The following is a 24,702-nucleotide window of genomic DNA, read 5'->3' on the forward strand; positions in this document are numbered from 1 at the left end:
GTCCCACTTACCATACGTTTGGGAGGCAGAAAAGGTTTCAGTTGTTCGTCGGTTTTTTGAAATATTGTCAGACAGGATAAGCGGATTAAGCGCCCAGATCCCCCAACAGTGCGCTCAGGGTGGCTTTGCCTTTTTTCTGGTTGGCCTCGACATCCAGGTCGCCCAGACCTTCCCATTTCAGGTCGTCTTCCGGCAGTTCATCGAGGAACCGGCTGGGGATGGTTTCGATTTTCTCGCCGTACTGTTTGCGCTGGGCGGCGTAGGTGAGGGTCAGGGTCTCGCGGGCGCGGGTGATGCCCACGTACATCAGTCGTCGCTCTTCTTCGATATTGCCTTCCTCGATGCTGGCGCGGTGGGGCAATATCTCTTCTTCCAGCCCCAGGATAAAGACGTGGGGGAATTCCAGGCCCTTGGAAGCGTGCAGGGTCAGCAGCTGGACCTTGTCGCTGTCGTCGTCCTCCTCGCGCTGCTCCATCATGTCCCGCAGGATCAGTTTGCTGATGGCGTCTTCGATGCCCAACTCGTCAGCGGTGCCCTTGCCGTCGTCCAGCATGCGCCGGATCGATTCCACCAGGTACCAGATGTTGTCCATGCGGCGTTCCGCCTGCTTGGGCGTGCCGGAGTGCTGGTGCAGCCATTCCTCGTATTCAATGTCGGTAAACAGCTGTTTGATGACGGGCACCGGGTCCTCTTTGTGCACCCGTTCGCAGATGTAGTCGACCCAGTGGGCAAAGCGTCGCAGCCGGTCCAGGCCCTTTTCGGTCACCTGGGTTTCCGCCCCCATGTCACCCAGAGCCTTGAACAGGCTGACATTACGGGCGCGGGCGTAGTGGCTCAGTTGCTCGAGCGTGCGCGGCCCGATCTCCCGGCGTGGCACGTTGACCACCCGCAGGAAGGCGGCGTCGTCATCGGGATTGATCAGCAGCCGCAGGTACGACATGGCGTCCTTGATCTCGTTTTTCGAGAAGAACGACTGTCCGCCGGAGATCCGATAAGGGATCTGGTAGGCCTGCAGCTTCATTTCCAGCAGCCGGGCCTGGTGGTTGCCCCGGTAGAGCACGGCGAAGTCACTGAAGCCGAGCCCTTTTTTTAGCTTCTGGTCGAGAATTTCGGTGGCCACCCGGTCGGCTTCGGCGTCCTCGCTGCGACAACGGACGATGCGGATTTCCTCACCGATGGTGTGGTCGCTCCACAGCGCTTTTTCAAACACGTGGGGGTTGTTGGCGATGACGGTGTTGGCGCTGCGCAGAATGCGCCCGGTGGAGCGGTAGTTCTGTTCCAGTTTGACGATTTTCAGGCTGGGGAAATCGTCCTTGAGCTGGGCAAGATTCTCCGGGCGCGCGCCCCGCCAGGCGTAGATCGACTGGTCGTCGTCGCCTACAACCGTAAAGGCGGCTCGCTCGGCGACCAATAACTTGACCAGTTCGTACTGGCACACGTTGGTGTCCTGGTATTCGTCCACCAGCATGTAGCGGATCTTGCGGCGCCACTTGGCCAGTACGTCCGGATGGCTGCGGAACAATTGCACCGGCAGCAGGATCAGGTCGTCGAAGTCGACCGCGTTGTAGGCTTTGAGGTATTCGTTGTAGCGTTTGTAGATCAGTGCGATACGCTGTTCCCGCTCGTCCGCCGCTTTGCTCCACGCCTCTTCCGGCCCGCGTATGGCGTTTTTCCAGGACGAAATGGTCATCTGCACATCGGACAGCTCATCACCGGCGTCGGCACCGGCCTCCCGCATCATCAGATCCTGTAACAGGGCTTTGGCGTCTTCGGCATCAAAGATCGAGAAACCTGGGTGATAGCCCAGATGCGGGTGCTCCTCGCGGATCATGTTCAGGCCAAGATTGTGAAAGGTGGACACGATCAGCCCGCGGGTCTGCTTGCGATCCACGATGCGGCCGACGCGCTCTTTCATCTCGCGGGCGGCCTTGTTGGTGAAGGTCACCGCAGCAATGTGACGACCGGGAATGCCCAGTTGCTCAATCAGGTAAGCGATTTTGCGGGTGATGACGCTGGTTTTGCCGCTGCCGGCACCGGCCAGAACCAGCAGAGGGCCCTCGGCGTAGCGCACTGCTTCGTTCTGTCTGGGGTTGAGTTTATCCATCCGCGCATTCTACACCAGCAGCCGCTTCTGTACCTTGGCGATCTATCAGCTATCCTTGGGAGACTGCATGCCGTTTTTCACGGATTATCAGGCTCTTTTAATGACACTGCCAATGGAAACAATGAGTTCCAGCCAGGTGCGGTTGCTGGTGCTGACACCGGAATACACCGACTTCCTATGGTTGCAAAATCTGCTCGACGCAGACGGTGAACTGCTGCCTGACATGGTCTGGTGCCCGGACCTGATCGATTGCGACGACCTGATCCGCCACACCCACTTTGATGTCATTCTCTGGAACTGTGTGTTTCATGGCGATTCAGAACCCGCTTTCCTGGATTACCTGAACGTGGCCAGTAACAGCAGACCGGTGCTGGCGTTGAGCGCGGAGCGCTGTGCCGACCGAGCGCCCGCATTGGTGGCCGACGGTGCCGCGGATTACCTGAGCCGGCAGATGCTCGATAGCTGGTCGCTGGTCCGCGCCGTTAAGTGCCTATGGTACCGGGAGCAGTTGTTGGGCTCTGCCCACAGTCACCTTGGCCGTGAAGTCGCCAGTGGGTTTATTAACCGGGACCTGTTTTTTGATCGTCTGCAACAGGCACTGCTGCGGGCGGATCGGGGTGGTTACCGGCTGGCGTTGCTGCATCTGAACCTGGACGATTTTCGCAGTTTCAACGAATCCTTTGGCTACCAGAAAAGTGACCAACTGGTTCTCAACCTGGCGGAGCGACTGCGCCACGGCCTACGCCGCGTGGATTCGCTGATGCGGATTGGCGGGGATGAACTCGCCATTATTGTGGAAAAAGTGGAAGACTCGCTGGATATTACCCATATCATTCGCAAGATTGTCGGTGCCCTGAACGACCCCATCACGGTGGACGGCCAGAGCATTGTTGTCAGTGCCAGCCTGGGTGTGGCGACCTTCCCGGAGGCGGGAGACAGCCCGGAAAATCTGATGCGCCGGGCCAATCGCGCCATGTTCGAGGCCAAGCGCGACCCGGGCACCAGCTACCGGTTCTATGACCGCCAGCTGCACATCACCGCTGGCTACCAACTCCGGCTGGAGGCCGATCTGCGCAACGCCCTGCGAGGCAAGGAACTTGAGCTTTACTACCAGCCGAGAATTGACCTGGCGACCGAAGAGGTGCGCGGCGTTGAGTGTCTGCTGCGCTGGAACCATCCGGAACGGGGCCTGGTCGGCCCGGACGAATTCATCCCGGTGGCGGAGCGCAGCGGGCTGATCGTACCCATTGGTTACTGGGTAATCGAGCAGGCCTGCAAGCGCCTGCAGGACTCCGCTGAACTCGGGTTTCCGGGGCTGGTGTTTGCGGTGAATCTGTCGTTCCGGCAGTTCTACGACCGCAAGATGACCGAAACCATCTTCCGCATCATTTTCAACGCCAATGTGGACACCAGCCTGCTGGAGCTGGAGCTGACGGAAAGTGCCATGATGCACGACCCTGAATACGCCAAGCGCTGTTTGCGGGAGCTTAATCAGTTGGGCATAAGCTTTGCCCTCGACGATTTCGGCACCGGATTTTCCTCATTGAGCAACCTTCAGAACCTGCCGATTTCGCTGGTCAAGATCGACAAGTCGTTTGTGCAGGAACTGGGGCATTCCGCAGATGCGGAGCACATCATTCGCGCTATCATTAGCCTGGCTCACAGCTTGCAGATCAGTGTGGTGGCCGAAGGGGTGGAGACCGAAGGTCAGTTGGAGTTTCTGCGCCAGCAACATTGCGACGAAATCCAGGGTTATTATTACGCCCGCCCCATGCCCTGGCAGGATCTTGTGCGATTCCTGAACAACCGGGGCCAGGCTGCTTGCCTGCAGCAGTAAGCCGCTGTACCTTTGCGCTTTGATCCAGAACGCATCACAGAGGTTGCATGAACAGTATCTCCAGGCGCATCGCCGACGAGCTCGGCGTACGCGAGCAACAGGTTAATGCCACCGTCGCCCTGTTGGATGAGGGTGCCACCGTTCCATTTATTGCCCGTTACCGCAAAGAGGTCACCGGCTCGCTGGATGACATCCAGCTGCGCAGCCTGGAAGAGCGCCTGCGTTACCTGCGGGAGCTGGAAGATCGCCGGTCCACCATCCTTAACAGCATTGAGGAACAGGGCAAGCTGACCGATGAATTGCGCGCCAGCATCAACGCGGCGGACGCCAAAAATCGCCTGGAAGACCTCTACCTGCCGTACAAGCCCAAGCGCCGCACCAAGGCACAGATTGCCAGAGAAGCAGGCCTCGAGCCGCTGGCCGATGCGCTATACGACGACCCGACCCTGGAACCGGAAACCACCGCCGCCAGCTACATCAACGCGGAAACCGGCGTGGCCGATACCAAAGCCGCCCTTGATGGCGCGCGTTACATCCTGATGGAGCGGTTCGCCGAAGACGCCGAGTTGCTGGGCAACTTGCGGAACTTCATCTGGCAGGAAGGTCGGCTCAAGGTGACGGTGATTGAGAGCAAGGAAAACGAAGGCGCTAAATTCCGCGACTACTTTGATCACGTCGAGCCACTGAAAAAAGTCCCGTCGCACCGGGCGCTGGCGATTCTGCGAGGCCGTAACGAGGGTGTGCTTGGCTATACCATCGTGGTGGGGGACGGCGAAGATGACCGGCGTCAGCCGCATCCGGCGGAACATCGTATTGGCGCACGCTGGAACATCCGCGACAACGGTCGCGCGGCGGACAAGTGGCTCTCGGACGTCGTGCGGTGGACCTGGCGGGTAAAGCTGTCCACGCAGATTGAAACCGATCTGATGGCCCAGGTGCGGGAAGCGGCGGAAACCGAAGCCATTAACGTATTCGCCAATAACCTCAAAGACCTGTTGCTGCTGGCACCGGCGGGCCCCCGGCCCACGCTGGGTCTGGACCCGGGCCTGCGTACCGGCGTTAAGGTTGCCGTTATCGATGGTACCGGGCAGGTTGTCGGCCACGGCGGTATTTTCCCCCACGCACCGCGCAACCAGTGGGATCAGTCCATTGCGCAGTTGGCGGCCTGGTGCCGCGAGTACAAAATTGAGTTGATTGCCATTGGCAACGGCACCGCCTCGCGGGAAACCGAGAAGTTGGTGGCAGACCTGTGCAAAAAACACCCCGAGATGAAGCTGGCCAGAATTGTGGTGAGTGAATCCGGTGCGTCGATCTATTCCGCCTCGGAGTTCGCCTCCCGGGAGCTGCCCGACCTGGACGTGACCATCCGCGGGGCTGTGTCCATCGCACGCCGCCTGCAGGACCCGCTGGCAGAAATGGTGAAGATCGAGCCCAAATCCATCGGTGTGGGGCAGTACCAGCATGATGTTTCCCAGGTGCAACTGGCCCGCAGCCTGGATGCGGTGGTTGAAGACTGCGTTAACGGCGTGGGCGTCGATCTCAATACCGCTTCTGTGCCCTTGCTGGCGAGGGTGTCCGGTCTCAGCCAGAGCATTGCCCAGAACATCGTCGAATTCCGCAGCCAGAACGGGGTGTTCAAAAATCGCAAGCAGTTGCTGAAGGTGTCCCGCCTTGGTGATCGAACCTTCGAGCAGGCCGCAGGCTTCTTGCGCATCGCCGGCGGCGAGAACCCGCTGGATCGGTCATCGGTGCATCCGGAGGCCTACGGCGTGGCTGAAGCCATTGCCGCGAAAAACAACCGCAAGCTGGAAAACATCGTCGGTGACGCCGCGTTCCTGCGCACCCTGAATCCGCAGGATTACGTCACCGAACAGTTTGGTCTGCCGACGATTAAGGATATTATTGCCGAACTGGAGAAGCCTGGCCGTGATCCGCGCCCGGAATTCCGCTTTGCCAGCTTCGAGGAAGGGGTGGAAACCCTGAGCGACCTCAAATCGGGCATGGTGCTGGAAGGTTCGGTGACCAACGTCACCAACTTCGGGGCGTTTGTGGACATCGGCGTGCATCAGGATGGCCTGGTGCACATCTCGGCGCTGTCCAACACGTTTGTGAAAGACCCCCGTGAGGTGGTAAAAGCCGGAGACATTGTTAAGGTCAAAGTGATGGATGTGGACATTCCCCGTAAACGGATTGCCCTGTCCATGCGCATGGATGACCAGCCCGGTGAAACGTCGGACCGCCAAACAGGCGGCCCCGCTGGACGTAGCAAGACCGAGAACCGCTCTGGCGGTCGTAATGGTCGCGCTCAGTCTGGCCAGCAGGACCAGCAGAAAGGCGCCATGGCCGGGGCACTGGCCCAGGCATTGGCGTCGGCCCGTAAGGACAGCCGTTAACAGACGGCAGCCCCCATTCCACAGGCGGGCTCTGCTCATAAGGCGGAGCTCCCCGTAGCAGGAGTCATCCATGGCAGAGTCCCGCCATCATATTTTTCACCAGTTTTCAGGCAGCGACTGGGGCGGTTTTCTCAAAGGCGTCGAAAAAGAAGGCCTGCGAGTGGACCGTGACGGATTCATTGCCCAGACGCCCCATCCGCGTGCACTTGGCTCGGCCCTGACGCATCCGGCGATCACTACCGATTACTCCGAATCGTTGTTGGAGCTGATCACGCCGGTGTGCTCGTCAACCGGTGCCATGCTGGACTCCCTGCGCGATATTCACCGCTTCGTACAGCGCCATCTCGGGGACGAAGTGTTCTGGGCCGCCAGCATGCCCTGTGAGCTGGATGGCGACGCCAGTATTCCCATTGCGGAGTATGGCAGCTCGAATATCGGCCGCCTCAAGCACGTTTACCGGCAGGGACTGTCGGTGCGCTATGGCAGGATGATGCAGAGCATTGCCGGAGCGCATTACAACCTGTCGTTACCCGACGGTTTCTGGACGCACTGGCAGTCAGCCCTCGGTGACCGGCAAAGCCTGAAGGATTTCAAATCCGACCAGTATTTCTGGCTGATCCGCAATTTCCGCCGTCGCAGCTGGTTGCTGATGTTGCTCTTTGGTGCCTCGCCCGCGTTGGATGCGAGTTTTGTGGCGGATATGAAGCATGATCTGTCCCGTTTTAACCAGAATACCTGGCACGGCGCTGACGCAACGTCACTGCGAATGGGCGACCTGGGCTATCACAATAACGCTCAGTCCTCCCTGAACATTTGCTTCAACGAGCTGAGCACTTATACCCAAACGCTGGACCGCGCCATCCATACGCCCTGGCCAGCCTACGAAGCCATCGGTACGCGCCGGGATGGCGAATTTATCCAGATCAACACCAGCGTGCTGCAGATTGAGAACGAGTATTACAGCGCAGTGCGGCCCAAACGCACTACTGAACGGGAAGAAAAGCCCATCCAGGCGCTCGAGACGCGGGGTGTGGAGTACATTGAGGTTCGCTGCCTGGACCTGGACCCGTTTTCGCCGGTCGGGGTGAGCGAGAGCCAGGTTGATTTTCTGGACCTGTTTCTACTGGATTGCCTGCTGTCCGACAGCCCCCGTATTGGTGATGCCGAGTGTGAGCGTCTGGATGACAATTACAAAGACGTGGTGGCCCACGGTCGTAACTTGCAACTGGCGTTGTGTCAGGGTGGTCGTGGAACCGCCGTTGGTGAGGCTGCGTCGGCGTTGTTAGATGGGCTGCTGCCCCTGGCCGAGCGCCTGGATGACTGGGCCGGTGACAACACCTACCGCAGCGCGTTGCAGGCGCAGCGCGACAAGCTTACATCCCCGTCGCTGATTCCTTCCGCCCGGGTCACCCAGGCAATGACCGAGACTGGCATGGGTCACCGGGAATGGGTTCAGGCGATGTCCCTCCAGCATCAACAGACCCTTCGCGAGGAAGCCTTTGCCGCCACCTCCATGGCGGACTTCGAGCAGATCAGTGAGCGTTCACTGTCTGATCAGCGAGCAATGGAAGCCGCCGACACCCAGCCTTTCGATGAGTTCCTGGCGCAATATCTGCAGTCCTGACGGCGACACTGTCGTCCTGTCTGTTATTACCGCTGCACCACAAATTCCGTGAACAGAACCCCGGTGATGGTTTCTCCGGTTTGCTGTTCTTCCAGTACGGCATTGATGCGTTTTGCGGCCTCCTCTCTCAGGGCGGCTTGACCGTCCCCTGTTGATAGCTGATCGGTATCGGTTTGCTCGCCAAACAGCATGACCAGCTCATGTCGCAGTCGGGGCATGTGGGCTTCCACTGCCGGTCGTGTGGTTTCCTTTGATGCCCGTATCGTTACCGAGGCTTTGAGGTACGTCAGTTTCTCACCCGGTTCGCCCACATGGGTGACGAAGGGCGAGTCCAGCTCGATGTAATCGGTGATTCGCGCTTCCTCGCTCTCTTCCTGTGGTTCCTCCTCTTCTTCGGCGAAAACGGTGGCCACGGGTAAGATCGACAGCAGGCACAGCAAAATCAGGGAAAAGCGCTTTAGCTGAAATGTCATAGGCTTGAAGTTCACAATCGTTTAGGGTTTAGTGGCGAGGCAGCGGCGATAACCGCCCGACTGTTCGCAGAATAGCAGGCCCCAGGACTGCTTGCAGCATCCCCTGTACGCCGGCGTTGCCCCGGCGGTTTGATGGCAGAATGTCTTTTCCGAGGTGAACTCTTGACGTCCAGACTGGTGTTTTCAGTAATATCCGTTGTGTGTGCTGCCCTTCTGGGTGTGGCGTTTTACATGGAACATGTGATGGGGCTGGAACCCTGCCCGCTGTGCTGGTTACAACGCTTCGGGTTTATCGGCGCGGCATTGGTGAGCCTGCTGGCGGTGATTCACAACCCCAAAGGTCTCGGTGTTCGCCTCTATGGCTTGCTACTGGCTGTCGTGTCTGGAGCGGGCCTGGCGGTAGCCGGCCGGCAGTTGTGGCTGCAAAGCCTGCCGGCGGATCAGGTGCCGGCCTGTGGGCCGTCGGTCGATTACCTGCTGGATGTCCTGCCGCTGATGGACGTGCTGACGACCGCGTTAAAGGGCACCGGTGATTGTGCGGAAGTGGTCTGGCGGTTCCTCGGGCTCAGCATTCCGGGGTGGACGGCGGTGTTTTTCTCCGTGCTGGTGGTGACCGGGTTGGTGCTGCTTTTTCGCAGTGGAAAAAGGTCTGAGTGGGTCGGTGGCTGAAACGGTTGCGGCCAACTGCAGGCTTGGGGTACCTTGAGTTTCGACCTGAAAAATAATGATCTCGATACCGGGCAGGTCAGGTAACTGGAGAAAGGCGTCATGTTGGAAAATTGCCGTAATGCCAGGGAGCGTTGGGGTGGCGTCAGCGAGCTGATTGATCGCTGGCTTAAAGAGCGGCAGGAGCTGCTGGTGCACTATTGCGACCTGTCAGGGGAGAGCGATTACACCGAGACAGAAGCGCTGCGGGAAAAGTTTGTCAGACTGTGTGAGGTTCTGGTGGACTATGTGTCGGCTGGCCACTTTGAAATCTACGAGCAACTGACTCAGGAGGCCCGGGAATTCAACGATGGTGGGTTGGAACTCGCTGCCAGGCTTTATCCGAAAATCACCGAGACGACCGAAACCGCGCTCAACTTCAATGATCGGCTGAATGGTCAAACGCTGACGGAAGAGGAGGTGAGGCAGCTGTTTTCCGAGCTCTCGGAATTGGGGGAGATTCTGGAAAGTCGCTTTGAAATGGAAGACTACCTGATCGAACACCTGCATAACGCCCACGCAGATAAGGTGATGTCCTCGGCCTGATTTGTGTGTTTCCTGGCCCAACCCGTCATTGCAGCAGGCTCCACAGATTGCGGAGCCTGCCACTGGGGTTTTACTCGGGATTGACCTCGATCAGCTCCACATCAAACACCAACGTTTCATTCGGTCCGATACTCCGGTTCCCGCCGGGGCCGTAGGCCAGGTCTGAAGGGATGTACAGCTTTACCCGGCTACCCTCGTTCATCAGCTGAAGCCCTTCGGTCCAGCCCGGGATGACCTGGCCGAGGCCAAATGTCACCGGTTCGCCACGCTCGCGGGAGCTGTCAAACACTTCGCCGGACAGCAGTTCCCCGGTGTAGTGAACCTTCACGCGGTCGCTTTCGTTTGGCTTGTCGCCGTCACCTTCCTCCAGAACCTCGTATTGCAGGCCGGAATCGGTGGTTTCAACGCCATCCCGCTCGGCGTTGTCCGCAAGAAACGCTTCACCCGCTTCGCTGTTCTTTTGAGCCAGGCCATCATTTTGAGAGGTTTCCTGCTCCTGTAGCTGCTGCTGGTAAGCCATCAGCGCTTCCTGGACCTCTTCACGGCTCATGCGGCTGACGTCTTCGTCGCCGCCATGGCCGTGCTCGATGCCCTGAAGAAATTGATCCATTTGCAGGTCGGGGAGGTCGTTCTTCATTCGCTCCCCGAGTGCCAGCCCCATGCCGTAACTGACTTTCTGGTCAGTTGAGTCCAGGCTGGGGTCTTTGGGTGAATCGGATTGAGTGGAGCAGCCGGCGACGATGCCAGTCACTGCCAGTGCGAGCAGTGTTTTTTTCATTGCAGTGTCCTGTGTTGTGGAGCGGGGCCGGTAAGGCCCCGTATTGTGTTGATTTGGCAAAGGGAAAGGTAGCGGGTTCTGTAGCTGGATGCCACTGAATATCCGTTAAGAAACCAGCCATGTGACCGAATTAACTGCCATTATTGGCCGGTTGCATGGGGGCCAGTGAGAATGGCGCGCTGTAGGGCGATTGCCAGTCTGTTTCCGGATTGGGCTCCGCACGTCGGGTGCCGCTTCTGCCCTTGCTTTGGCGCTCAATGGCCAAAGCGTTCCAGGAACCATTCTCCGGTGGCTTGTCAGCGTAGTGCCAGCTACCGTCGTGATCCTGCCATTTGAATACAATGTCCGGGCCATCAATCGCCACGGGAGAAGGAACCAGACCTTCAAATGACGGGATGTCGGCCTTTGCCGGTTTTTCCGGCACTGCCTTGGCAGTGCTGTTGTTCGTACTCGGTTTGGGTTCGTTAATACCGAAAAAAATCAGCATTAACAGGACGCCGAGGGCGGGAAAGGCGAGCCGAATCAGCCATTTCATAATCATGCTCCCGATGTCCCGGATGAGAAGGACGCCAGGCCTTTGGCAAGGGCGTCCAGTAGTTGTCCGGTTTCCATGTCCATTGTTGCCTCCGGGGCTGCCGCTCCAAGGTTGGTGCGGGCCAGGTGTTCCGACCCCTGCCTACTGGCATTGTCGGGTCGGGCGTTGGCAAGGCTTTGATACGTCAAAGCCAGTTCAATTCGTTCTGCTTCCAGTTCGTTACGGGCGATACTGGCCCGCAGCTCGGCTGTATCCGGGTCGTCCCGGGGGATAAATTGTCGGGCCAAACGCAGCGATCCGGTTACATGTGTTCGCCACTCTGTTACCGTATCGCTTTCATTACCGATGTATTTCTGGCCTGAAATGGTAAGCCAGCAAGCGCTTAAAATCTGCGTAACACTCCAGCCTTTGCGTTGTAACTCCAGGCACGTCGATTCGACGCCCGGAAAATTCCAGAATGCCAAGGCAAAATGCCAAAGCGGGTTATCGGCTTGCAGATCCGTTGGCAGCTGTTCCGGGGTGTCCTGCATCGTGCCTGTATATTCCTTGTAACCTATGTATTCCCTGTAAAGCGTACCCTGATAAAATGACAACATGCTAACGATAACCGATCTCAGTTTACAACGGGGTGGCCTCTGGTTGCTAGACGCGGTCAACCTGACCATCCAGCCTGGCCAGAGAGTCGCCATTGTCGGTGCCAATGGCGCGGGCAAATCCAGCCTGTTTCAGCTCTTGCTGGGGCAGCTGTCGCCGGAGCAGGGCAGCGTGGCGCTGCCCGGTGGTTGCCGTATCGCTCATATGGCGCAGGAAGTGGAGGCGTCGGAGCGTAGTGCGCTCGATTTTGTGCTCGACGGTGATCACGATCTGCGCCGTATGGAAAAGGCGCTCGCGAAGGCCGAAGAGCGCGGCGATGATCACGCCATGGCCCACATTCACGGCGAGCTGGATATCCATGAAGCCTGGTCAGCACCGCGCCGCGCGGGCGCTCTTTTACGGGGGCTGGGTTTTACAGACACGGATGCGCAGCGCCCGGTGTCGGCTTTTTCCGGCGGCTGGCGGATTCGCCTGAACCTGGCTCAGGCCCTGATGAGGCCATCGGATCTGCTGTTGCTGGATGAGCCCACCAACCACCTGGATCTCGATGCCTGCCTCTGGCTTGAGAACTGGCTGCACCGGTACTCCGGGACGCTGCTGTTCATCTCTCACGACCGGGATTTCATGGACCGGGTAGCGACCCATCTGGTCCATTTCGATCAGCGCCAGCTCGAGATTTATACGGGTAATTACTCAGCATTCGAAGGTCAGCGTAGCGAGCGGTTGGCCCAGCAGCAGGCTGGGTTTGAACGGCAGCAGACGCAGATCGCCGAAATTCAGCGCTTTATCGATCGCTTCAGGGCTCAGGCCACCAAGGCCCGTCAGGCCCAGAGCCGGGTTAAAGCGCTCGAGCGAATGGAAAAAATTGCGCCGGCGCACATCGACTCACCCTTCAATTTCGAGTTTCCGGTGGCGGAAAAAGTGTCCAATCCGTTGCTGTCTATCCGCAACGGCTCGGGCGGTTATGGCGACACCCTGATTCTGGACGGCATCAATCGTAGCCTGTTGCCCGGCAGCCGTGTGGGGCTCTTGGGCCCTAACGGTGCGGGCAAGTCGACGTTGATGGATGCCCTGCGGGGAGCCTCGACATTGCTGTCCGGGGAGCGCACCACGGGCGAGCATCTGGCCATCGGCTATTTTGCCCAGCATCAGCTCGAATCCCTGGATCTGGATGCCAGCCCGTTCCTGCACCTGCAGCGGTTGTCGCCGAAAGCATCGGAACAGAGCATCCGTAACTTCCTCGGTGGTTTCGCCTTCCACGGGAACGAAGCGTTAAGCGCCATCCGCTCGTTCTCCGGTGGCGAAAAAGCCCGCGTCGCGCTGGCGGTGATCGCCTGGCAAAAGCCAAACCTGTTGCTGCTGGATGAGCCGACCAACCACCTGGATCTGGAAATGCGCCAGGCATTGACCATGGCGCTGCAGAATTTTGCCGGTGCCATTGTGGTGGTCTCCCACGACCGTCACCTGTTGCGCAACACGGTGGATGAGTTCTGGCTGGTCAATGATGGCCGAGTGACCGACTACGAGGGCGATCTTGAAGACTACGAACGCTGGCTCGCGGACCGGCGCAAAGACGATTCCGAAGCGCCAAAACGGGAGTCCCAGGCTGGCAGCCCGCCCGAGCGGCCAGCTCCCGAGGACACTGCGGACGATCGCAAGGCGCGTAAGCGTGCGGAAGCGGCCCTGCGGCAGAAGCTGAGCCCTTACCGCAAACAGCAGGCGGCTCTGGAGAAAGACATGGAGCAACTGCAACAGAAACTCAAAGGGCTGGAAGAGTCACTGTCTGCTCCGGAACTGTATCAGGACAGTGGCAAGACCCTGCTCAAGGAACGTCTTGGTGAGCAGGCGCAACTGAAAGCCAGGCTGGACGATGTCGAGGCGGGCTGGCTGGAGATCAGCGAGACTGTGGAAACGCTCGAGGCCGAACTGACCGCCTAGGCGGTCACTGTCAGGGTGAACCCCTGTTTCGCCAGGTAATCGGCCTCATTCTCCAGATCGGCAAGCGTCAGTGGGCGCTGTTCCAGCCAGCCTTCCGGGAACTCAAGCGTGAGGCGGTTTTTGTCGGCATGAAGGCGGAACGCCGGGGGCTCTTGATGGTTCCTCGGGTGCTGGATCAGCACGCCCAGTCGCACCAGCACGCAGAGGTAAGTCAGGCGCGGAACGTCATCGCTGTCGAGGCCCTCAAAAATCGCAGACGAGAATTTGCGACGGTGCCCACGGACCAGGGTAGCCAGGTCGCGCTGGAACTGTTGGCTGAAACCGGGCAGGTCCGAATAGCGCAGCAAATAGGCACCGTGTTTGTGATACTGGCTGTGGGAAATGGTGAGGCCGATTTCATGCAGCCGGCAGGCCCAGCGCAATACTTCTTCGTCAGGAGCGGTTCGCAGAGACCAGGTGTCCGCGACCTGATCCCAGGCGGCAATGGCGGTGTTTTCAACGGCGCGACCGTGAGCCTGGTCGACATGATAGCGTTCCTGCAGGGCCGCTATCGTGCGCTCGCGGACGTCCTCATGCCGGATGCGCCCGACTATGTCGTAGAGCAGACCTTCCCGCAGGGCACCCTCGGCAAACGTCATTTCCTCGATCTGCAGGGACTGGAACGCGCCCATCAGAATGGCGAACCCCGCGGGGAAAATACTCTGCCGATCCGCCCGAACGCCAAGATCCCCCAGTTTTTCGACCTTACCCATGCTGACCAGGCGTTGACGAAGCTCGTTCATCGCGTCCAGGGTGATGGTGCCATTGGTAATCTTCAGGCTGGCCAGAACGCTGGCGATGGCCTTGATGGAGCCGGAAGAGCCGACGGAACTTTGCCAGCCGACACTGCGAAAGCGCTGGCGAATGTTCAATAGTTCCTGCTGGGCGTGGGTGACGGCCTTGTCCATCTGCCGCCGGGAAATCTTGCCGTCGGCAAAATACCGGTTGCGGAAAGACACACAGCCCATGTGAAGACTTTCAAGTTCCTGGGGCTCAAAACGCTCGCCAATAATGAACTCGGTACTGCCTCCGCCGATATCGATCACCAGGCGACGCCCGCTGTCGTCGGACAGCGTGTGAGATACGCCGAGATAAATCAGCCGTGCTTCTTCACGTCCGGCGATGATTTCAACCGGGTACCCCAACACCTCCTCGGCCCGGGCCATGAACTCTTGGGCATTGCGGGCCACTCTCAGCGCATTGGTGCCGACGATCTGGACCGCCTCCTGAGGCATGCCGTGCAGGCGCTGGGCAAAGCGGCTGAGGCAGGCCAGAGCTCGCTGCTGCGCGTCTTCGGTCAGCCGGTTGGACGCGTCGAGGCCGGCACCGAGCTGGACTTTCTCGCCCATTTTCTCAAGGGTGCGTATTTCACCGTGGACCAGTCGGGCCACCACCATGTGAAAGCTGTTAGAGCCGATGTCGATCGCCGCGAGCAGTTCAGGCGGCGTGGTGTCAGATTCGGCGGGGAGAGTGGCCGTCACGTGTGGAGAATTCCTCTAAGGTGTTACCGGTGTTGCTACTATATGCGAATTCCAGCTGGCCTGTCAGTAAAGCCAGGCATGAGATTTTGCCCCCCTGTCATGTAGTGAGAAACCGAGAGGCCAGCGGAACCGCTTCACATACGGCAGACCAATCGCGTAAAGTATTAGTCACTGAAACACGGGTGAACGGCTGCCGGAACCCCCGGGTCAGCCTTCTCAACGTTCAACAGCACCGAGCTTCTGGCATGGGCCGGGGGCAATTCAGGTGCCTGAATCGGGAATAGGTAATGAGCGAAAATATCGTATACGTAACCGACGCATCCTTTGAGCAGGACGTTCTGCAGTCCGACGTACCAGTACTGGTGGATTACTGGGCAGAGTGGTGCGGTCCGTGCAAAATGATTGCGCCGGTACTGGAAGAAATTGCCGATGAATACGATGGCAAGCTGAAAATCTGCAAGCTCAACATCGACGAAAACGAGCAGACACCGCCCAAGTTCAACATTCGCGGCATCCCCACCCTGATGCTGTTCAAGAATGGCAACGTGGACGCGACCAAAGTCGGCGCGCTGTCCAAATCCCAGCTCGCGGCCTTCCTCGACAGCAATCTCTGATCGCTGACGATCAGACGCCTGAAGCCGCCCCTGAACCAAGGTTCACGGGCGGACGCGATGCTCCCGGCATTAAGACTAGTTCAACTACTCCCACTCTTTGTGGCGCGCCAAGTCCGAATCTTTCTGCTCCACCCAATGCCCCGAGGAGCCAGACAGCTCCTTCTTCCAGAACGGTGCCGACGTCTTCAAAGCATCCATAATGAACGAACAGGCCGCGAACGCATCCCCGCGGTGGGCACTGCACACCCCGACAAACACAATCTGATCTCCCAGCGCCAGCTCACCTACCCGGTGCACCACCCGCGCCTTGCGTACATCCCACCGCGCCGAAGCCTGGGCAATCAGCCCGGTGATAACCTGCTCCGTCATTCCCGGATAATGCTCCAGAAATAACCCGGTCACACCGTGCAGGTCGCCGCTGTCTCGCACCAGCCCGCTGAAGGTCGCAATCGCGCCGGTACCGGCACCGCTATCTCGCAGCGCCTGATATTCGCCCGCGGCGTCGAAATCCTGTTCCTGAACAGACACCGAATAGTTCATCTCAGCCTCCCGTCACCGGTGGGAAAAACGCCACTTCATCTCCACCTCCAAGAGACGTATCCGGCTTGGCCATGGCCTGGTTGACCGCAATCATCACCGGCTGATCGCCAGTCAGTTGAGCCCAGGCACCGCCCTTTTTCGCCAGTTCAGACAGTACCTGGCCGGCGGTGGTGGTCGTGGACGGTGGCAGGGTCAGGGTCAGGCTGTCAGTGCCCAGTTCTTCCCGCAGACGAGCAAAAAAACGAACGGTCAGTGTGGTGTCGTCAGCCATGGTCACCCCAGCAGCTCAGCGAAGGAATAAAACGTCATCATATCACCGGGAGTAACGGTAGTATGTTCCGGTACCACGGCCAGACCGTCCGCCCAACAGGCGGAACTCAGCATGCCGGAACCCTGGTTCGGGTATGCCGCTACGGCCATGTGCTCGTCGTGAATGTCCTTCTTCGCCCGGACATACTCCTTGCGGACGGAGGTGGTATCCACCGTGAACGCCGCAGGCAGCTGTTCACCGAAAACGCGATAATCCGTGACGCCCTGGCATTTGCGAATGTAGGGAGTACAGATCACCAGAAACGTCACCAGCACAGCCGCCGGGTTGCCTGGCAGCCCCAGAATTGGCGTGCCATTGATTGAGCCAAACGCCAGTGGCTTACCCGGTTTGATCGCCAACCGCCACAACGACAGCTCACCGGACTCTTCCAGCGCCGCCCGCACATGGTCCTCCTCGCCCACCGATACACCGCCAGTGGTGATGATCAAGTCCGAGATGCTGGCGGCTCGTTTCAGCGTTTCGTGCGTGGTCTCCCGCGTGTCCCTGAGGGTTTCGCACAGCGTCACTTCGCAACCGGTTCTGGCCAGCAGGCCAAGAAGGGTGAAGCGGTTGGTGTTGTAGATCTGCCCCGGGCTCAGCGCGGTGCCGGGCTCCACCAGTTCATCACCGGTGTTCAGGATCGCCACTTTCAGGCGGCGCAACACCGGTACCCGGGCCATGCCCATCGACGCCAGCAGCCCCATTTCCTGTGGACGGATGCGGGTACCCCGGGCCAGCGCCAGGTCACCTTGGTCCAGGTCCTGGCCACGACGGCGTATGTTCTGGCCGTCATTGACATCGGCCCGGATCACCACACCGGTTTCGGTGACCTCGGTCCACTCCTGCATCACCACGGCGTTCGCCCCTTCGGGAATTTCCGAGCCGGTAAAAATGCGAACGACTGTTCCCGGTTCTATCGGTTCCGGCGCTTGCCCGGCAGGCAAGCGGGCGGAGACAGGAAAGGCTTTGTCGGGAGCAACGTCTTGATATCTCAGGGCGTAACCGTCCACTGCGCTGTTGTCAGCTGGCGGCACATCCGCCGGTACGTGATGGTCTGCTGCCAGAACCCGGCCAAGGCTCTCTGTCAGGTTCACGGTTTCCGATCCGGCGACGGGCGTTGCCTGCGCCAATATTTGGGCAAGGGCTTCCTCTAACGGTGTCAGTTGAGGGACTGCCATGGCTATCGCTGCCCCCGGCTGCCAATCTTTTGGTGTAGCCGTTCATAGGGGCAAGCCGGTTTACTCAGCACCAGCGCGGAAAAATTACAGGGTTCATGACGGCTGTCCAACTGAGTGCTCAGAATGCCGTTCCAACCGGTACGGCAGGCTCCGGTCGATCCGGGCAGGCAGAAAATCACGGTGTGGTTGGCAAGCCCGCCAAAGGCACGGGACTGAACCGTGGAGGTGCCAATCTCAGCCACCGACAGCCGGCGAAACTCCTCACCAAAGCCATCAATGGTTTTGTCCAGCAGCGGTGCCACGGCTTCCGGGGTGCTGTCCCGTTCATAAAAGCCAGTGCCGCCGGTGATGATAATGGTGTGGATGTCCGGATCGGCAATCCAGCCCGCCATCAATGCGCGCACCAGATACACGTCGTCCGGCAAAATGCGCCGGGCGACCAGGGCATGGCCGGCTTCCAAAACACTGTTTTCAAGGAACTGCCCTGAGGTGTCTTCATCGACTCCACGGCTGTCGGATACCGTCAGGAGGGCAATATTCAGGGGCTTGAATTCGCTGCTTTTTGGGCTGTTCATGGCATCACTCCCATAAGTTAACTGACTGATTGTGGTCAGTATCCCCGTAGGCTGGCTGGAATGGAAGAGGGCGATCGGTTCAAAATTGGACAGGATCACTTGACATTCACTGGTCAGGTGGCCGATTATCGCTGTTGTCCGGCGAACGGTTGTTCATCCTGTCTCTGGTTTCAGAACTTTTCCGGCTTTCTTTATCTACCGGTTGCTCCATCTGGCCAGCATCAAGTTCAGCTACTACCTGAATAACTCGTTCAAGGGCATTCCTGTCACCCCAATATTCGTTTACTTCCATTCCTGACTATCTAACAACCTATGAATCTTACTGAACTCAAGCAGAACTCCATGCCCGAATTGCTCAATATTGCGCAAGAGATGGGCCTCGATAACCTGGCCCGCTCGCGCAAGCAGGATGTGATCTTCACCATCCTCAAGAAGCATGCCAAGGGCGGCGAAGACATATACGGCGATGGCGTACTGGAAATTCTGCAGGATGGTTTCGGTTTCCTCCGATCCGCAGACGCGTCATACCTTGCCGGCCCGGATGATATATACGTATCACCCAGCCAGATTCGCCGTTTCAACCTGAGAACCGGTGATACCGTTGCGGGCAAGATCCGCCCACCCAAAGACGGTGAGCGTTACTTCGCCCTGTTGAAGGTTAATGAAATTAACTTCGACAAGCCGGACAACGCCCGTAACAAGATTCTGTTTGAGAATCTCACGCCACTGTTTCCCGATCAACGGCTGTTTCTGGAAGCAGGTAACGGCAGTACCGAAGATCTGTCTTCCCGGGTTCTGGACCTGGTGGCTCCGATCGGCAAGGGCCAGCGCGGCCTGATCGTCTCCCCGCCCAAGGCCGGTAAGACGCTGCTGATGCAGAGCATTGCCCAGTCCATCACCCGTAACAATCCGGAGTGCCATGTCATGGTGCTGCTCATCGATGAGCGCCCGGAAGAAGTGACGGAAATGCAGCGCACCGTGCGCGGCGAAGTCATCGCCTCCACCTTCGACGAGCCACCGGCGCGTCACGTTCAGGTGGCGGAAATGGTGATCGAAAAGGCCAAGCGCCTGGTCGAGCACAAGAAAGACGTGGTGATTCTGCTGGATTCCATCACCCGTCTGGCCCGTGCCTACAACACCGTCATCCCGTCCTCGGGCAAGGTGTTGACCGGTGGCGTTGACGCCCACGCTCTGGAGAAACCCAAGCGGTTCTTCGGCGCGGCCCGTAACGTGGAAGAAGGCGGCAGCCTGACCATCCTCGCCACGGCGCTGGTGAATACCGGTTCCAAGATGGACGAGGTGATCTACGAAGAGTTCAAGGGCACCGGCAACATGGAAGTGCACCTGGATCGCAAGATCGCCGAGAAGCGGGTATACCCGGCGCTCAACATCCGCAGCTCCGGCACCCGCCGCGAAGATCTGTTGATGAGCGAGGCCGATATCCAGCGCATATGGATACTGCGCAAGCTGCTGCACTCCATGGACGACGACACCGCCTCCATCGAGTTCCTGCTCGACAAGCTGAAAGAAACCAAGACCAACGACGAATTCTTCCAGTCCATGAAGCGTCGTTGATCCGGGGCGCAGTTAACCCGACGTCTTGAGAACCGGATACGGGGCAGGGGTCCAAAACAATCAGGGAAGCCACGCTTCCCGTTTTGGACCCCTGCCCCGTATCCGGTTCCGCCCCAAGATAAAGGTCCAGGGAACCACAATCTCCGTAGTACCCTAGGCATAAAACGGAGCATCCCATGAAATATAACGACCTGCGAGACTTCATCGCCCAGTTGGAAAAGCTCGGCGAGCTCAAACGTATTTCCGTTGAAGTCGACCCCCACCTGGAAATGACCGAGATCTGCGACCGCACATTGCGGGCAGGCGGCCCGGCGTTGTTGTTCGAGAACCCGAAAGGTTACGACATGCCGGTACTGGCCAACCTGTTCGGTACGCCGAAACGGGTCGCGATGGGCATGGGGCAGGACGATGTGACCGCGCTGCGGGACATTGGCAAATTGCTGGCTTTCCTGAAGGAGCCGGATCCCCCCAAGGGTTTTCGGGATGCCATCGAGAAGCTGCCGCTGTTCCGCCAGGTCATGCGCATGAGCCCGAAGGTACTGCGCTCGGCACCCTGTCAGGATGTGTTGATCGAGAAAGACCAGGTGGATCTGTATCAGATCCCGGTGCAGCACTGCTGGCCGGGGGATGCCGCTCCATTGGTAACCTGGCCGTTGGTGATCACTCGCGGTCCTCACAAGGAACGCCAGAACCTGGGCATCTACCGCCAGCAGGTCATCGGCCGTAACCGGCTGATCATGCGCTGGCTCAGCCATCGCGGTGGCGCGCTGGATTTTCAGGAATTCCAGAAAGCCAACCCGGGTAAACCCTACCCGGTGGCGGTGGCCCTGGGGGCTGACCCCGCCACCATCCTTGGCGCGGTGACACCGGTACCGGATAGCCTGTCCGAGTACGCCTTTGCCGGCCTGCTTCGTGGCAGCCGTACTGAGCTGGTTCAGTGTGGTCTCAGTGATTTGCAGGTGCCGGCCAGTGCCGAAATTGTGCTGGAAGGGTTTATCTATCCCGACGACATGGCGCCAGAAGGGCCGTTCGGGGATCACACCGGTTACTATAACGAAGTGGATCAGTTCCCGGTCTTCACCGTCGAGCGCATTACCCATCGCAAAGATCCGATTTACCACAGCACCTACACCGGCCGGCCCCCCGATGAACCTGCGATTCTCGGTGTTGCGCTGAACGAAGTGTTTATTCCGATTCTGCAGAAGCAGTTTCCGGAAATCGTGGACTTCTACCTGCCACCAGAGGGGTGTTCCTACCGCCTGGCAGTGGTGACCATGAAGAAACAGTACCCTGGTCATGCCAAACGGGTGATGATGGGCGTATGGTCCTTCCTGCGGCAGTTCATGTACACCAAGTTCGTGATTGTGACCGACGATGACGTGAATGCGCGGGACTGGAAAGACGTGATCTGGGCGATGACCACCCGTATGGACCCGTCACGCGACACCCTGTTGGTGGAAAATACCCCCATTGATTACCTGGACTTTGCCTCGCCTGTGTCGGGCCTTGGCTCCAAAATGGGGATGGACGCCACCAACAAATGGCCCGGCGAAACCAGCCGTGAATGGGGCACCCCGATTACCATGACCGATGAGGTCAAGCAGCGGGTGGATGAGCTCTGGGACAGCTTGGGTATTGAAACATCGCCTACGCGCCCCGAGTAACAGGAACAGCGTTATAAATCCCGCAACTGGAGATAAGCGCCATTATGGCAGCAGGAACCAATCAGCCTCGCGAGTGCAGGGCCAAGGTGGTGGACGTTCGCTCCATCAGCCACGACGTCTATCGGGTCGAGCTTCAGTTGCCGCACCGGGACGAGCTGTCTTTTCACGCCGGTCAGTACCTGTCGGTGAATTTGCCGGATAGCGACCCCTGCTATTTCTCTATCGCCAGCAGCCCGTCCGAATCGAATATTGAGCTGCATATTCAGGCCGCGCCCGATTGGCTATCGGCCCAGAAAGTGATTGACGCGCTGACCTCCGGCGATGAGGTGACGGTAGAGCTGCCCCATGGCAAGGCCTGCCTGGCCTCAGAACCGGAGAAGCCGCTGCTGTTAGTGGCCGCGGGGACCGGGTTTGCCCAGATGAAAAGCCTGGTGGACTACTTAAGAACCACCCGTTACGAGCAACCGGTCAAGCTCTACTGGGGCGTGCGCCGCCACGAGGATATGTACCTGCGGTCGCTGGCGCAGCAATGGGACCAGGACTGGCCGCCCTTTACGTTTATGCCGGTGGTGGGTGATGACGAAGATAACGACTGGGCTGGTCATCACGACCAGTTGGTGCGGACGGTTCTGGCTTCCGGGATGGACTGGGCGAATGTGGAAGTACACGCCAGCGGATCGCCGGCCATGGTGTACACGCTGATGGATGCCCTGATCGCCGCTGGCCTGCCGGCATCCGCATTTTTCTCCGATGTGCTGGAATATGCGCCCAGGGGCTGAGTTCTGGTTTGTCGGATCAGCCCAGCGTAATCCGACAGCATTGATTGATCTTACGCCTTCGGCATTGGCAGGTCCGGCAATTCGCTGTCTTTGACAAAGCCCTGCATGAGCAGTTTAACGCTGTTGTCGCCTTCGCCCATATGGGCGTTCAGCCGGCTCAGTTCCGCCAGTGTTTCGCGGCTGCGGCGCAGTCGCAAACTGGTCTCGAAATATTCCCGGGCCTTGCCCCACAGTTCGTTTCTCAGGCTCAGTCGGCCCAGTGCCAGTAACAGCTCGGCGTTGTTGGGGCGATCTTTCAGCCACTGTTCGGCAATGAGCAGCTGTTCGTCCGGTTTGTGGCCTTTGACTCGGCCAAACAGGTTGATCAGCTCGTCGCTCCAGTGATTGCGCAGCACCTTCCGCAGCAAAGTTTCCGACTGGGCTTCGTCACCCAGGGCGGCGAGCAGACGGGCGTATTCGCGGATGGTGTGCTCGTCCCGGCGCAGTACGCCAGGTAGCTCGTCCCATAACCGGGTCAGCGGCTCCAGTGAGGCGGAATCGCCGCCGGTCTGGCGGCGGCAGTCTTCCGCAGCCCGCTGCAGCAGGTTCAGCCACACCGTCCGCTCCAGGTTCTCCAACTCGTCGGCCGCCAGCAGGTTGCGCTTGCGCATTTCCGGCAGTAACCGGGACAGTTCGCGCCAGTCTTCCAGCCGCAGGTAGGTGCTTTTTAGCAGCTTCAGTACGAACGGATGGTGAGGGGCCTGTTTGCGCAGACGAATCAGCGTGGCCAGTGCCTGTTCCAGGCGGTTTCCAGCCAGTTGCAGTTGTGCCTGGGTGATGCCCACCGCCATGTCCGAACCGGGTGTGCTCTCAAAAGCTTTGCGCAGCAATTCGTCTACTGCCTCGTGATCGCCGGATTCAAACGCCGCTTGTGCCGCCGCCAGATAATTGATCAATGGCGTGTCGGCATGGCTGGCCGATGAGGTCAGCAGCTTACGGGCGCGGGGCCAGTTACCCTCGGCCAGGGCAAGAAGGCCCTTGGTGGTCCGGCGGCGGGCGCGACGTTCGTTGCCGCGGGCAAGCCAGCCGGTCATCAGCCCGGTTCCCCGGCGTAGCCGGCGCACCAGGTTGATGGCCAGAACCGACAGCACCACCAGGGTGAGCAGGGCGGCCAGCCCAACCCAGAAGTTGGTTTCAATCAGATAGTGCCCCAGGCTGATGCGGATGTAGCCAAGATCGTACTGCAGGCCCAGTGATAATCCGGTACCGATCAGTAATGCGACGAGTAGGATCAGAAGCAGGCGAATCATGAATCGTTCTCCCCGCTCCCGTTTTCACTATTTTGCTGGTCGTTGTCGGGCTCTGCCGCCTGCTGGCGGCCTTCGAGGCGAGCCTTCAGCAGTTCCAGGGACCGGCTGATGTCGGGCAGGCTCGGGTCGATATTACGGTCCTGAAGATCACTCAGGGTTTCGGTCAGTGCCGCCACCTGTGGGTTGCTGTTGTCATACCAGTCACTGATGGCGTTGCCGGCTTTGATCAGCGCGCGCTGATACAGCTCCTGGTGACCGCGAAGTACCGCCATTTCTGCCTCTTCGAGCATCAGTTGCAGGTTTAGGCGGGCGTAAGCGCTCTGGTCGGGGGAGAGCAGGGGTTTTACTGGTTCATCCAGGCGACGTACCACAATGACATCCGCCAGCGTGCTTTTTACCCGGGACCAGCCCTGGCTGAGCATGCCGGCTTCACCGCCGGGCTCGTCTCCCAGGGCTTCGTCGGCGCGGGTGACAAACCCGGGTGCCTGTTCGTTTACAAGCGCGTCGTCGGTGAGCTGGTTAACGCTGTCGATGGCCGCTTCCAGTGTCAGGTAAAGGCCGGTGCGGTCCACATCGGCGATGCCTTTTAAGGCCAGAATCTCTTTTGCGAGCCGTTCCCGCACTGGGTAGACACCGATGTCGTCGGATTCATTGAGAACGTCATCGCCGGCTTTCAGGGCCGCAAGTGCACCGCGAATGTCTTTTTCAATCAACAGCCGCTGGTTGGCGACCCGTAACAGGTATTCAGCCTCTGCCAACAACCAGTCGGTACGGGTGCGGTTGCCGGCTTCCAGCAGTTCACGGGCGTTGTGGTCAATCTGCCGTTGCTGGGTGGCGATCAGGTCTCGCTGAGCGGTCAGCTTGTTCTCAAGGGCCCGGATTCTCTCACTTTGCTCACTGCCGCTCTCGCCGTAGAGGCGTTCAAGACGAGACACATCGTCGCCGGTGTCGGTGAGGATTTGCTGCTGATTCTGCTGGTTGTTCCATTGTTGCCAATTCCAGAGTGCGAGGGCAATGACCAGAGCGATGGCAACAAGGGACAGCAGCCACAATGGCCAGAGCTTCTGGCGAGCGGGCTGATCTTTGGCGATAGGTGCGGGCAGTTGCGTGTTTGAGTCAGTCACGGGCATC

The 24,702-nt window shown here is 59.1% G+C and carries 23 protein-coding genes; 10 read left to right on the top strand and 13 right to left on the bottom strand.

Annotated features, from left to right (window positions below):
* Positions 1-85: 85 nt before the first annotated feature.
* Positions 86-2,104, bottom strand: coding sequence for a DNA helicase Rep (gene rep / locus WD429_RS08990; protein ID WP_368421837.1), 2,019 nt, complete (start codon positions 2,102-2,104; stop codon positions 86-88).
* A gap of 100 nt (positions 2,105-2,204) precedes the next feature.
* On the opposite strand from rep, the gene WD429_RS08995 reads away from it, so the two are divergent.
* The 3 genes from WD429_RS08995 (at position 2,205) to gshA (ending at position 7,958) form a co-directional block, all read left to right on the top strand.
* The gene (locus tag WD429_RS08995; protein WP_368421869.1) at positions 2,205-3,941 is read left to right on the top strand and encodes a putative bifunctional diguanylate cyclase/phosphodiesterase; all 1,737 of its coding nucleotides are present in this window, start codon (positions 2,205-2,207) and stop codon (positions 3,939-3,941) included.
* Between the two features lie 47 nt (positions 3,942-3,988).
* Positions 3,989-6,334 (top strand): Tex family protein, encoded by a 2,346-nt coding sequence (locus WD429_RS09000; protein ID WP_368421838.1) that lies wholly within the window; start codon positions 3,989-3,991, stop codon positions 6,332-6,334.
* A 70-nt stretch (positions 6,335-6,404) separates the two neighbouring features.
* Complete coding sequence (gene gshA / locus WD429_RS09005) at positions 6,405-7,958, top strand: glutamate--cysteine ligase (RefSeq protein WP_368421839.1); 1,554 nt, start codon at positions 6,405-6,407, stop codon at positions 7,956-7,958.
* A gap of 26 nt (positions 7,959-7,984) precedes the next feature.
* On the opposite strand, the gene fliL is transcribed toward gshA, so the two are convergent.
* The gene (fliL, locus tag WD429_RS09010; RefSeq protein ID WP_368421840.1) at positions 7,985-8,431 is read right to left on the bottom strand and encodes a flagellar basal body-associated protein FliL; all 447 of its coding nucleotides are present in this window, start codon (positions 8,429-8,431) and stop codon (positions 7,985-7,987) included.
* 162 nt (positions 8,432-8,593) lie between these two features.
* Between fliL and WD429_RS09015 the strand changes: the two genes are divergently transcribed.
* Together WD429_RS09015 and rsd are read left to right on the top strand one after the other, a co-directional pair.
* On the top strand, positions 8,594-9,100 hold the full coding sequence (locus WD429_RS09015; RefSeq protein WP_368421841.1) for a disulfide bond formation protein B: 507 nt from the start codon (positions 8,594-8,596) through the stop codon (positions 9,098-9,100).
* A gap of 99 nt (positions 9,101-9,199) precedes the next feature.
* On the top strand, positions 9,200-9,682 hold the full coding sequence (gene rsd, locus WD429_RS09020; RefSeq protein ID WP_368421842.1) for a sigma D regulator: 483 nt from the start codon (positions 9,200-9,202) through the stop codon (positions 9,680-9,682).
* A 70-nt stretch (positions 9,683-9,752) separates the two neighbouring features.
* Here the strand turns inward: rsd and WD429_RS09025 are convergent, their stop codons facing one another.
* The 3 genes from WD429_RS09025 to WD429_RS09035 form a co-directional block, all read right to left on the bottom strand.
* Positions 9,753-10,460 (bottom strand): FKBP-type peptidyl-prolyl cis-trans isomerase, encoded by a 708-nt coding sequence (locus WD429_RS09025; protein ID WP_368421843.1) that lies wholly within the window; start codon positions 10,458-10,460, stop codon positions 9,753-9,755.
* A gap of 130 nt (positions 10,461-10,590) precedes the next feature.
* On the bottom strand, positions 10,591-11,001 hold the full coding sequence (locus tag WD429_RS09030; RefSeq protein ID WP_368421844.1) for a DUF4124 domain-containing protein: 411 nt from the start codon (positions 10,999-11,001) through the stop codon (positions 10,591-10,593).
* Positions 10,998-11,525 (bottom strand): DUF2390 domain-containing protein, encoded by a 528-nt coding sequence (locus WD429_RS09035; RefSeq protein WP_368421845.1) that lies wholly within the window; start codon positions 11,523-11,525, stop codon positions 10,998-11,000. The genes WD429_RS09030 and WD429_RS09035 overlap by 4 nt, the downstream gene beginning before the upstream one ends.
* Positions 11,526-11,589: 64 nt before the next feature.
* Here WD429_RS09035 and WD429_RS09040 point away from each other — a divergent pair, with 64 nt between their 5' ends.
* Complete coding sequence (locus WD429_RS09040; protein ID WP_368421846.1) at positions 11,590-13,527, top strand: ATP-binding cassette domain-containing protein; 1,938 nt, start codon at positions 11,590-11,592, stop codon at positions 13,525-13,527.
* Here WD429_RS09040 and ppx read toward each other — a convergent pair.
* On the bottom strand, positions 13,524-15,047 hold the full coding sequence (gene ppx, locus WD429_RS09045) for an exopolyphosphatase (protein ID WP_368421847.1): 1,524 nt from the start codon (positions 15,045-15,047) through the stop codon (positions 13,524-13,526). The genes WD429_RS09040 and ppx overlap by 4 nt on opposite strands.
* Before the next feature lie 287 nt (positions 15,048-15,334).
* Between ppx and trxA the strand changes: the two genes are divergently transcribed.
* Positions 15,335-15,661: a thioredoxin TrxA gene (gene trxA, locus WD429_RS09050; RefSeq protein WP_368421848.1), complete on the top strand. Its 327-nt coding sequence runs from the start codon at positions 15,335-15,337 to the stop codon at positions 15,659-15,661.
* 84 nt (positions 15,662-15,745) lie between these two features.
* Here the strand turns inward: trxA and WD429_RS09055 are convergent, their stop codons facing one another.
* From WD429_RS09055 to WD429_RS09075, 5 genes are all read right to left on the bottom strand, one after another.
* Positions 15,746-16,201: a molybdenum cofactor biosynthesis protein MoaE gene (locus tag WD429_RS09055; protein ID WP_368421849.1), complete on the bottom strand. Its 456-nt coding sequence runs from the start codon at positions 16,199-16,201 to the stop codon at positions 15,746-15,748.
* Position 16,202: 1 nt separating this feature from the next.
* Positions 16,203-16,472, bottom strand: coding sequence for a molybdopterin converting factor subunit 1 (gene moaD / locus WD429_RS09060; RefSeq protein WP_368421850.1), 270 nt, complete (start codon positions 16,470-16,472; stop codon positions 16,203-16,205).
* Positions 16,473-16,474: 2 nt separating this feature from the next.
* Positions 16,475-17,689: a gephyrin-like molybdotransferase Glp gene (gene glp, locus WD429_RS09065; protein ID WP_368421851.1), complete on the bottom strand. Its 1,215-nt coding sequence runs from the start codon at positions 17,687-17,689 to the stop codon at positions 16,475-16,477.
* A gap of 2 nt (positions 17,690-17,691) precedes the next feature.
* Positions 17,692-18,264, bottom strand: coding sequence for a molybdenum cofactor biosynthesis protein B (gene moaB, locus WD429_RS09070; RefSeq protein ID WP_368421852.1), 573 nt, complete (start codon positions 18,262-18,264; stop codon positions 17,692-17,694).
* A 106-nt stretch (positions 18,265-18,370) separates the two neighbouring features.
* Positions 18,371-18,556, bottom strand: a complete 186-nt coding sequence (locus tag WD429_RS09075) for a hypothetical protein (RefSeq protein ID WP_368421853.1) — start codon at positions 18,554-18,556, stop codon at positions 18,371-18,373.
* 20 nt (positions 18,557-18,576) lie between these two features.
* Between WD429_RS09075 and rho the strand changes: the two genes are divergently transcribed.
* The 3 genes from rho (at position 18,577) to WD429_RS09090 (ending at position 22,282) form a co-directional block, all read left to right on the top strand.
* Positions 18,577-19,839, top strand: a complete 1,263-nt coding sequence (gene rho, locus WD429_RS09080) for a transcription termination factor Rho (protein ID WP_368421854.1) — start codon at positions 18,577-18,579, stop codon at positions 19,837-19,839.
* A gap of 176 nt (positions 19,840-20,015) precedes the next feature.
* Positions 20,016-21,503 carry a 4-hydroxy-3-polyprenylbenzoate decarboxylase gene (gene ubiD, locus WD429_RS09085; RefSeq protein ID WP_368421855.1) on the top strand — a complete coding sequence of 496 codons (1,488 nt, stop codon included), beginning with the start codon at positions 20,016-20,018 and terminating at the stop codon, positions 21,501-21,503.
* A gap of 44 nt (positions 21,504-21,547) precedes the next feature.
* Positions 21,548-22,282, top strand: coding sequence for an FAD-binding oxidoreductase (locus WD429_RS09090; RefSeq protein ID WP_368421856.1), 735 nt, complete (start codon positions 21,548-21,550; stop codon positions 22,280-22,282).
* A 50-nt stretch (positions 22,283-22,332) separates the two neighbouring features.
* Here WD429_RS09090 and WD429_RS09095 read toward each other — a convergent pair whose 3' ends face one another.
* Both WD429_RS09095 and WD429_RS09100 read right to left on the bottom strand, forming a co-directional pair.
* Complete coding sequence (locus tag WD429_RS09095; protein ID WP_368421857.1) at positions 22,333-23,571, bottom strand: heme biosynthesis HemY N-terminal domain-containing protein; 1,239 nt, start codon at positions 23,569-23,571, stop codon at positions 22,333-22,335.
* Positions 23,568-24,701: a uroporphyrinogen-III C-methyltransferase gene (locus tag WD429_RS09100; RefSeq protein ID WP_368421858.1), complete on the bottom strand. Its 1,134-nt coding sequence runs from the start codon at positions 24,699-24,701 to the stop codon at positions 23,568-23,570. The genes WD429_RS09095 and WD429_RS09100 overlap by 4 nt, the downstream gene beginning before the upstream one ends.
* Between the last annotated feature and the right edge of the window lies 1 nt (position 24,702).

Origin of the sequence: Marinobacter sp., assembly GCF_040904845.1 — a bacterium.
GTDB lineage: Bacteria > Pseudomonadota > Gammaproteobacteria > Pseudomonadales > Oleiphilaceae > Marinobacter.

What these genes read in the sequence shown, in the direction of transcription:
- rep (WP_368421837.1), bottom strand. Translation starts at nt 2,104, where the DNA reads ATGGATAAACTCAACCCCAGACAGAACGAAGCAGTGCGCTACGCCGAG.
- fliL (WP_368421840.1), bottom strand. Translation starts at nt 8,431, where the DNA reads ATGACATTTCAGCTAAAGCGCTTTTCCCTGATTTTGCTGTGCCTGCTG.
- WD429_RS09025 (WP_368421843.1), bottom strand. Translation starts at nt 10,460, where the DNA reads ATGAAAAAAACACTGCTCGCACTGGCAGTGACTGGCATCGTCGCCGGC.
- gshA (WP_368421839.1), top strand. Translation starts at nt 6,405, where the DNA reads ATGGCAGAGTCCCGCCATCATATTTTTCACCAGTTTTCAGGCAGCGAC.
- rho (WP_368421854.1), top strand. Translation starts at nt 18,577, where the DNA reads ATGAATCTTACTGAACTCAAGCAGAACTCCATGCCCGAATTGCTCAAT.
- WD429_RS09100 (WP_368421858.1), bottom strand. Translation starts at nt 24,701, where the DNA reads ATGCCCGTGACTGACTCAAACACGCAACTGCCCGCACCTATCGCCAAA.
- WD429_RS09030 (WP_368421844.1), bottom strand. Translation starts at nt 11,001, where the DNA reads ATGATTATGAAATGGCTGATTCGGCTCGCCTTTCCCGCCCTCGGCGTC.
- glp (WP_368421851.1), bottom strand. Translation starts at nt 17,689, where the DNA reads ATGGCAGTCCCTCAACTGACACCGTTAGAGGAAGCCCTTGCCCAAATA.
- trxA (WP_368421848.1), top strand. Translation starts at nt 15,335, where the DNA reads ATGAGCGAAAATATCGTATACGTAACCGACGCATCCTTTGAGCAGGAC.
- WD429_RS08995 (WP_368421869.1), top strand. Translation starts at nt 2,205, where the DNA reads ATGACACTGCCAATGGAAACAATGAGTTCCAGCCAGGTGCGGTTGCTG.
- WD429_RS09035 (WP_368421845.1), bottom strand. Translation starts at nt 11,525, where the DNA reads ATGCAGGACACCCCGGAACAGCTGCCAACGGATCTGCAAGCCGATAAC.
- WD429_RS09090 (WP_368421856.1), top strand. Translation starts at nt 21,548, where the DNA reads ATGGCAGCAGGAACCAATCAGCCTCGCGAGTGCAGGGCCAAGGTGGTG.
- moaD (WP_368421850.1), bottom strand. Translation starts at nt 16,472, where the DNA reads ATGGCTGACGACACCACACTGACCGTTCGTTTTTTTGCTCGTCTGCGG.
- WD429_RS09040 (WP_368421846.1), top strand. Translation starts at nt 11,590, where the DNA reads ATGCTAACGATAACCGATCTCAGTTTACAACGGGGTGGCCTCTGGTTG.
- rsd (WP_368421842.1), top strand. Translation starts at nt 9,200, where the DNA reads ATGTTGGAAAATTGCCGTAATGCCAGGGAGCGTTGGGGTGGCGTCAGC.
- WD429_RS09095 (WP_368421857.1), bottom strand. Translation starts at nt 23,571, where the DNA reads ATGATTCGCCTGCTTCTGATCCTACTCGTCGCATTACTGATCGGTACC.
- ubiD (WP_368421855.1), top strand. Translation starts at nt 20,016, where the DNA reads ATGAAATATAACGACCTGCGAGACTTCATCGCCCAGTTGGAAAAGCTC.
- WD429_RS09055 (WP_368421849.1), bottom strand. Translation starts at nt 16,201, where the DNA reads ATGAACTATTCGGTGTCTGTTCAGGAACAGGATTTCGACGCCGCGGGC.
- WD429_RS09000 (WP_368421838.1), top strand. Translation starts at nt 3,989, where the DNA reads ATGAACAGTATCTCCAGGCGCATCGCCGACGAGCTCGGCGTACGCGAG.
- WD429_RS09075 (WP_368421853.1), bottom strand. Translation starts at nt 18,556, where the DNA reads ATGGAAGTAAACGAATATTGGGGTGACAGGAATGCCCTTGAACGAGTT.
- moaB (WP_368421852.1), bottom strand. Translation starts at nt 18,264, where the DNA reads ATGAACAGCCCAAAAAGCAGCGAATTCAAGCCCCTGAATATTGCCCTC.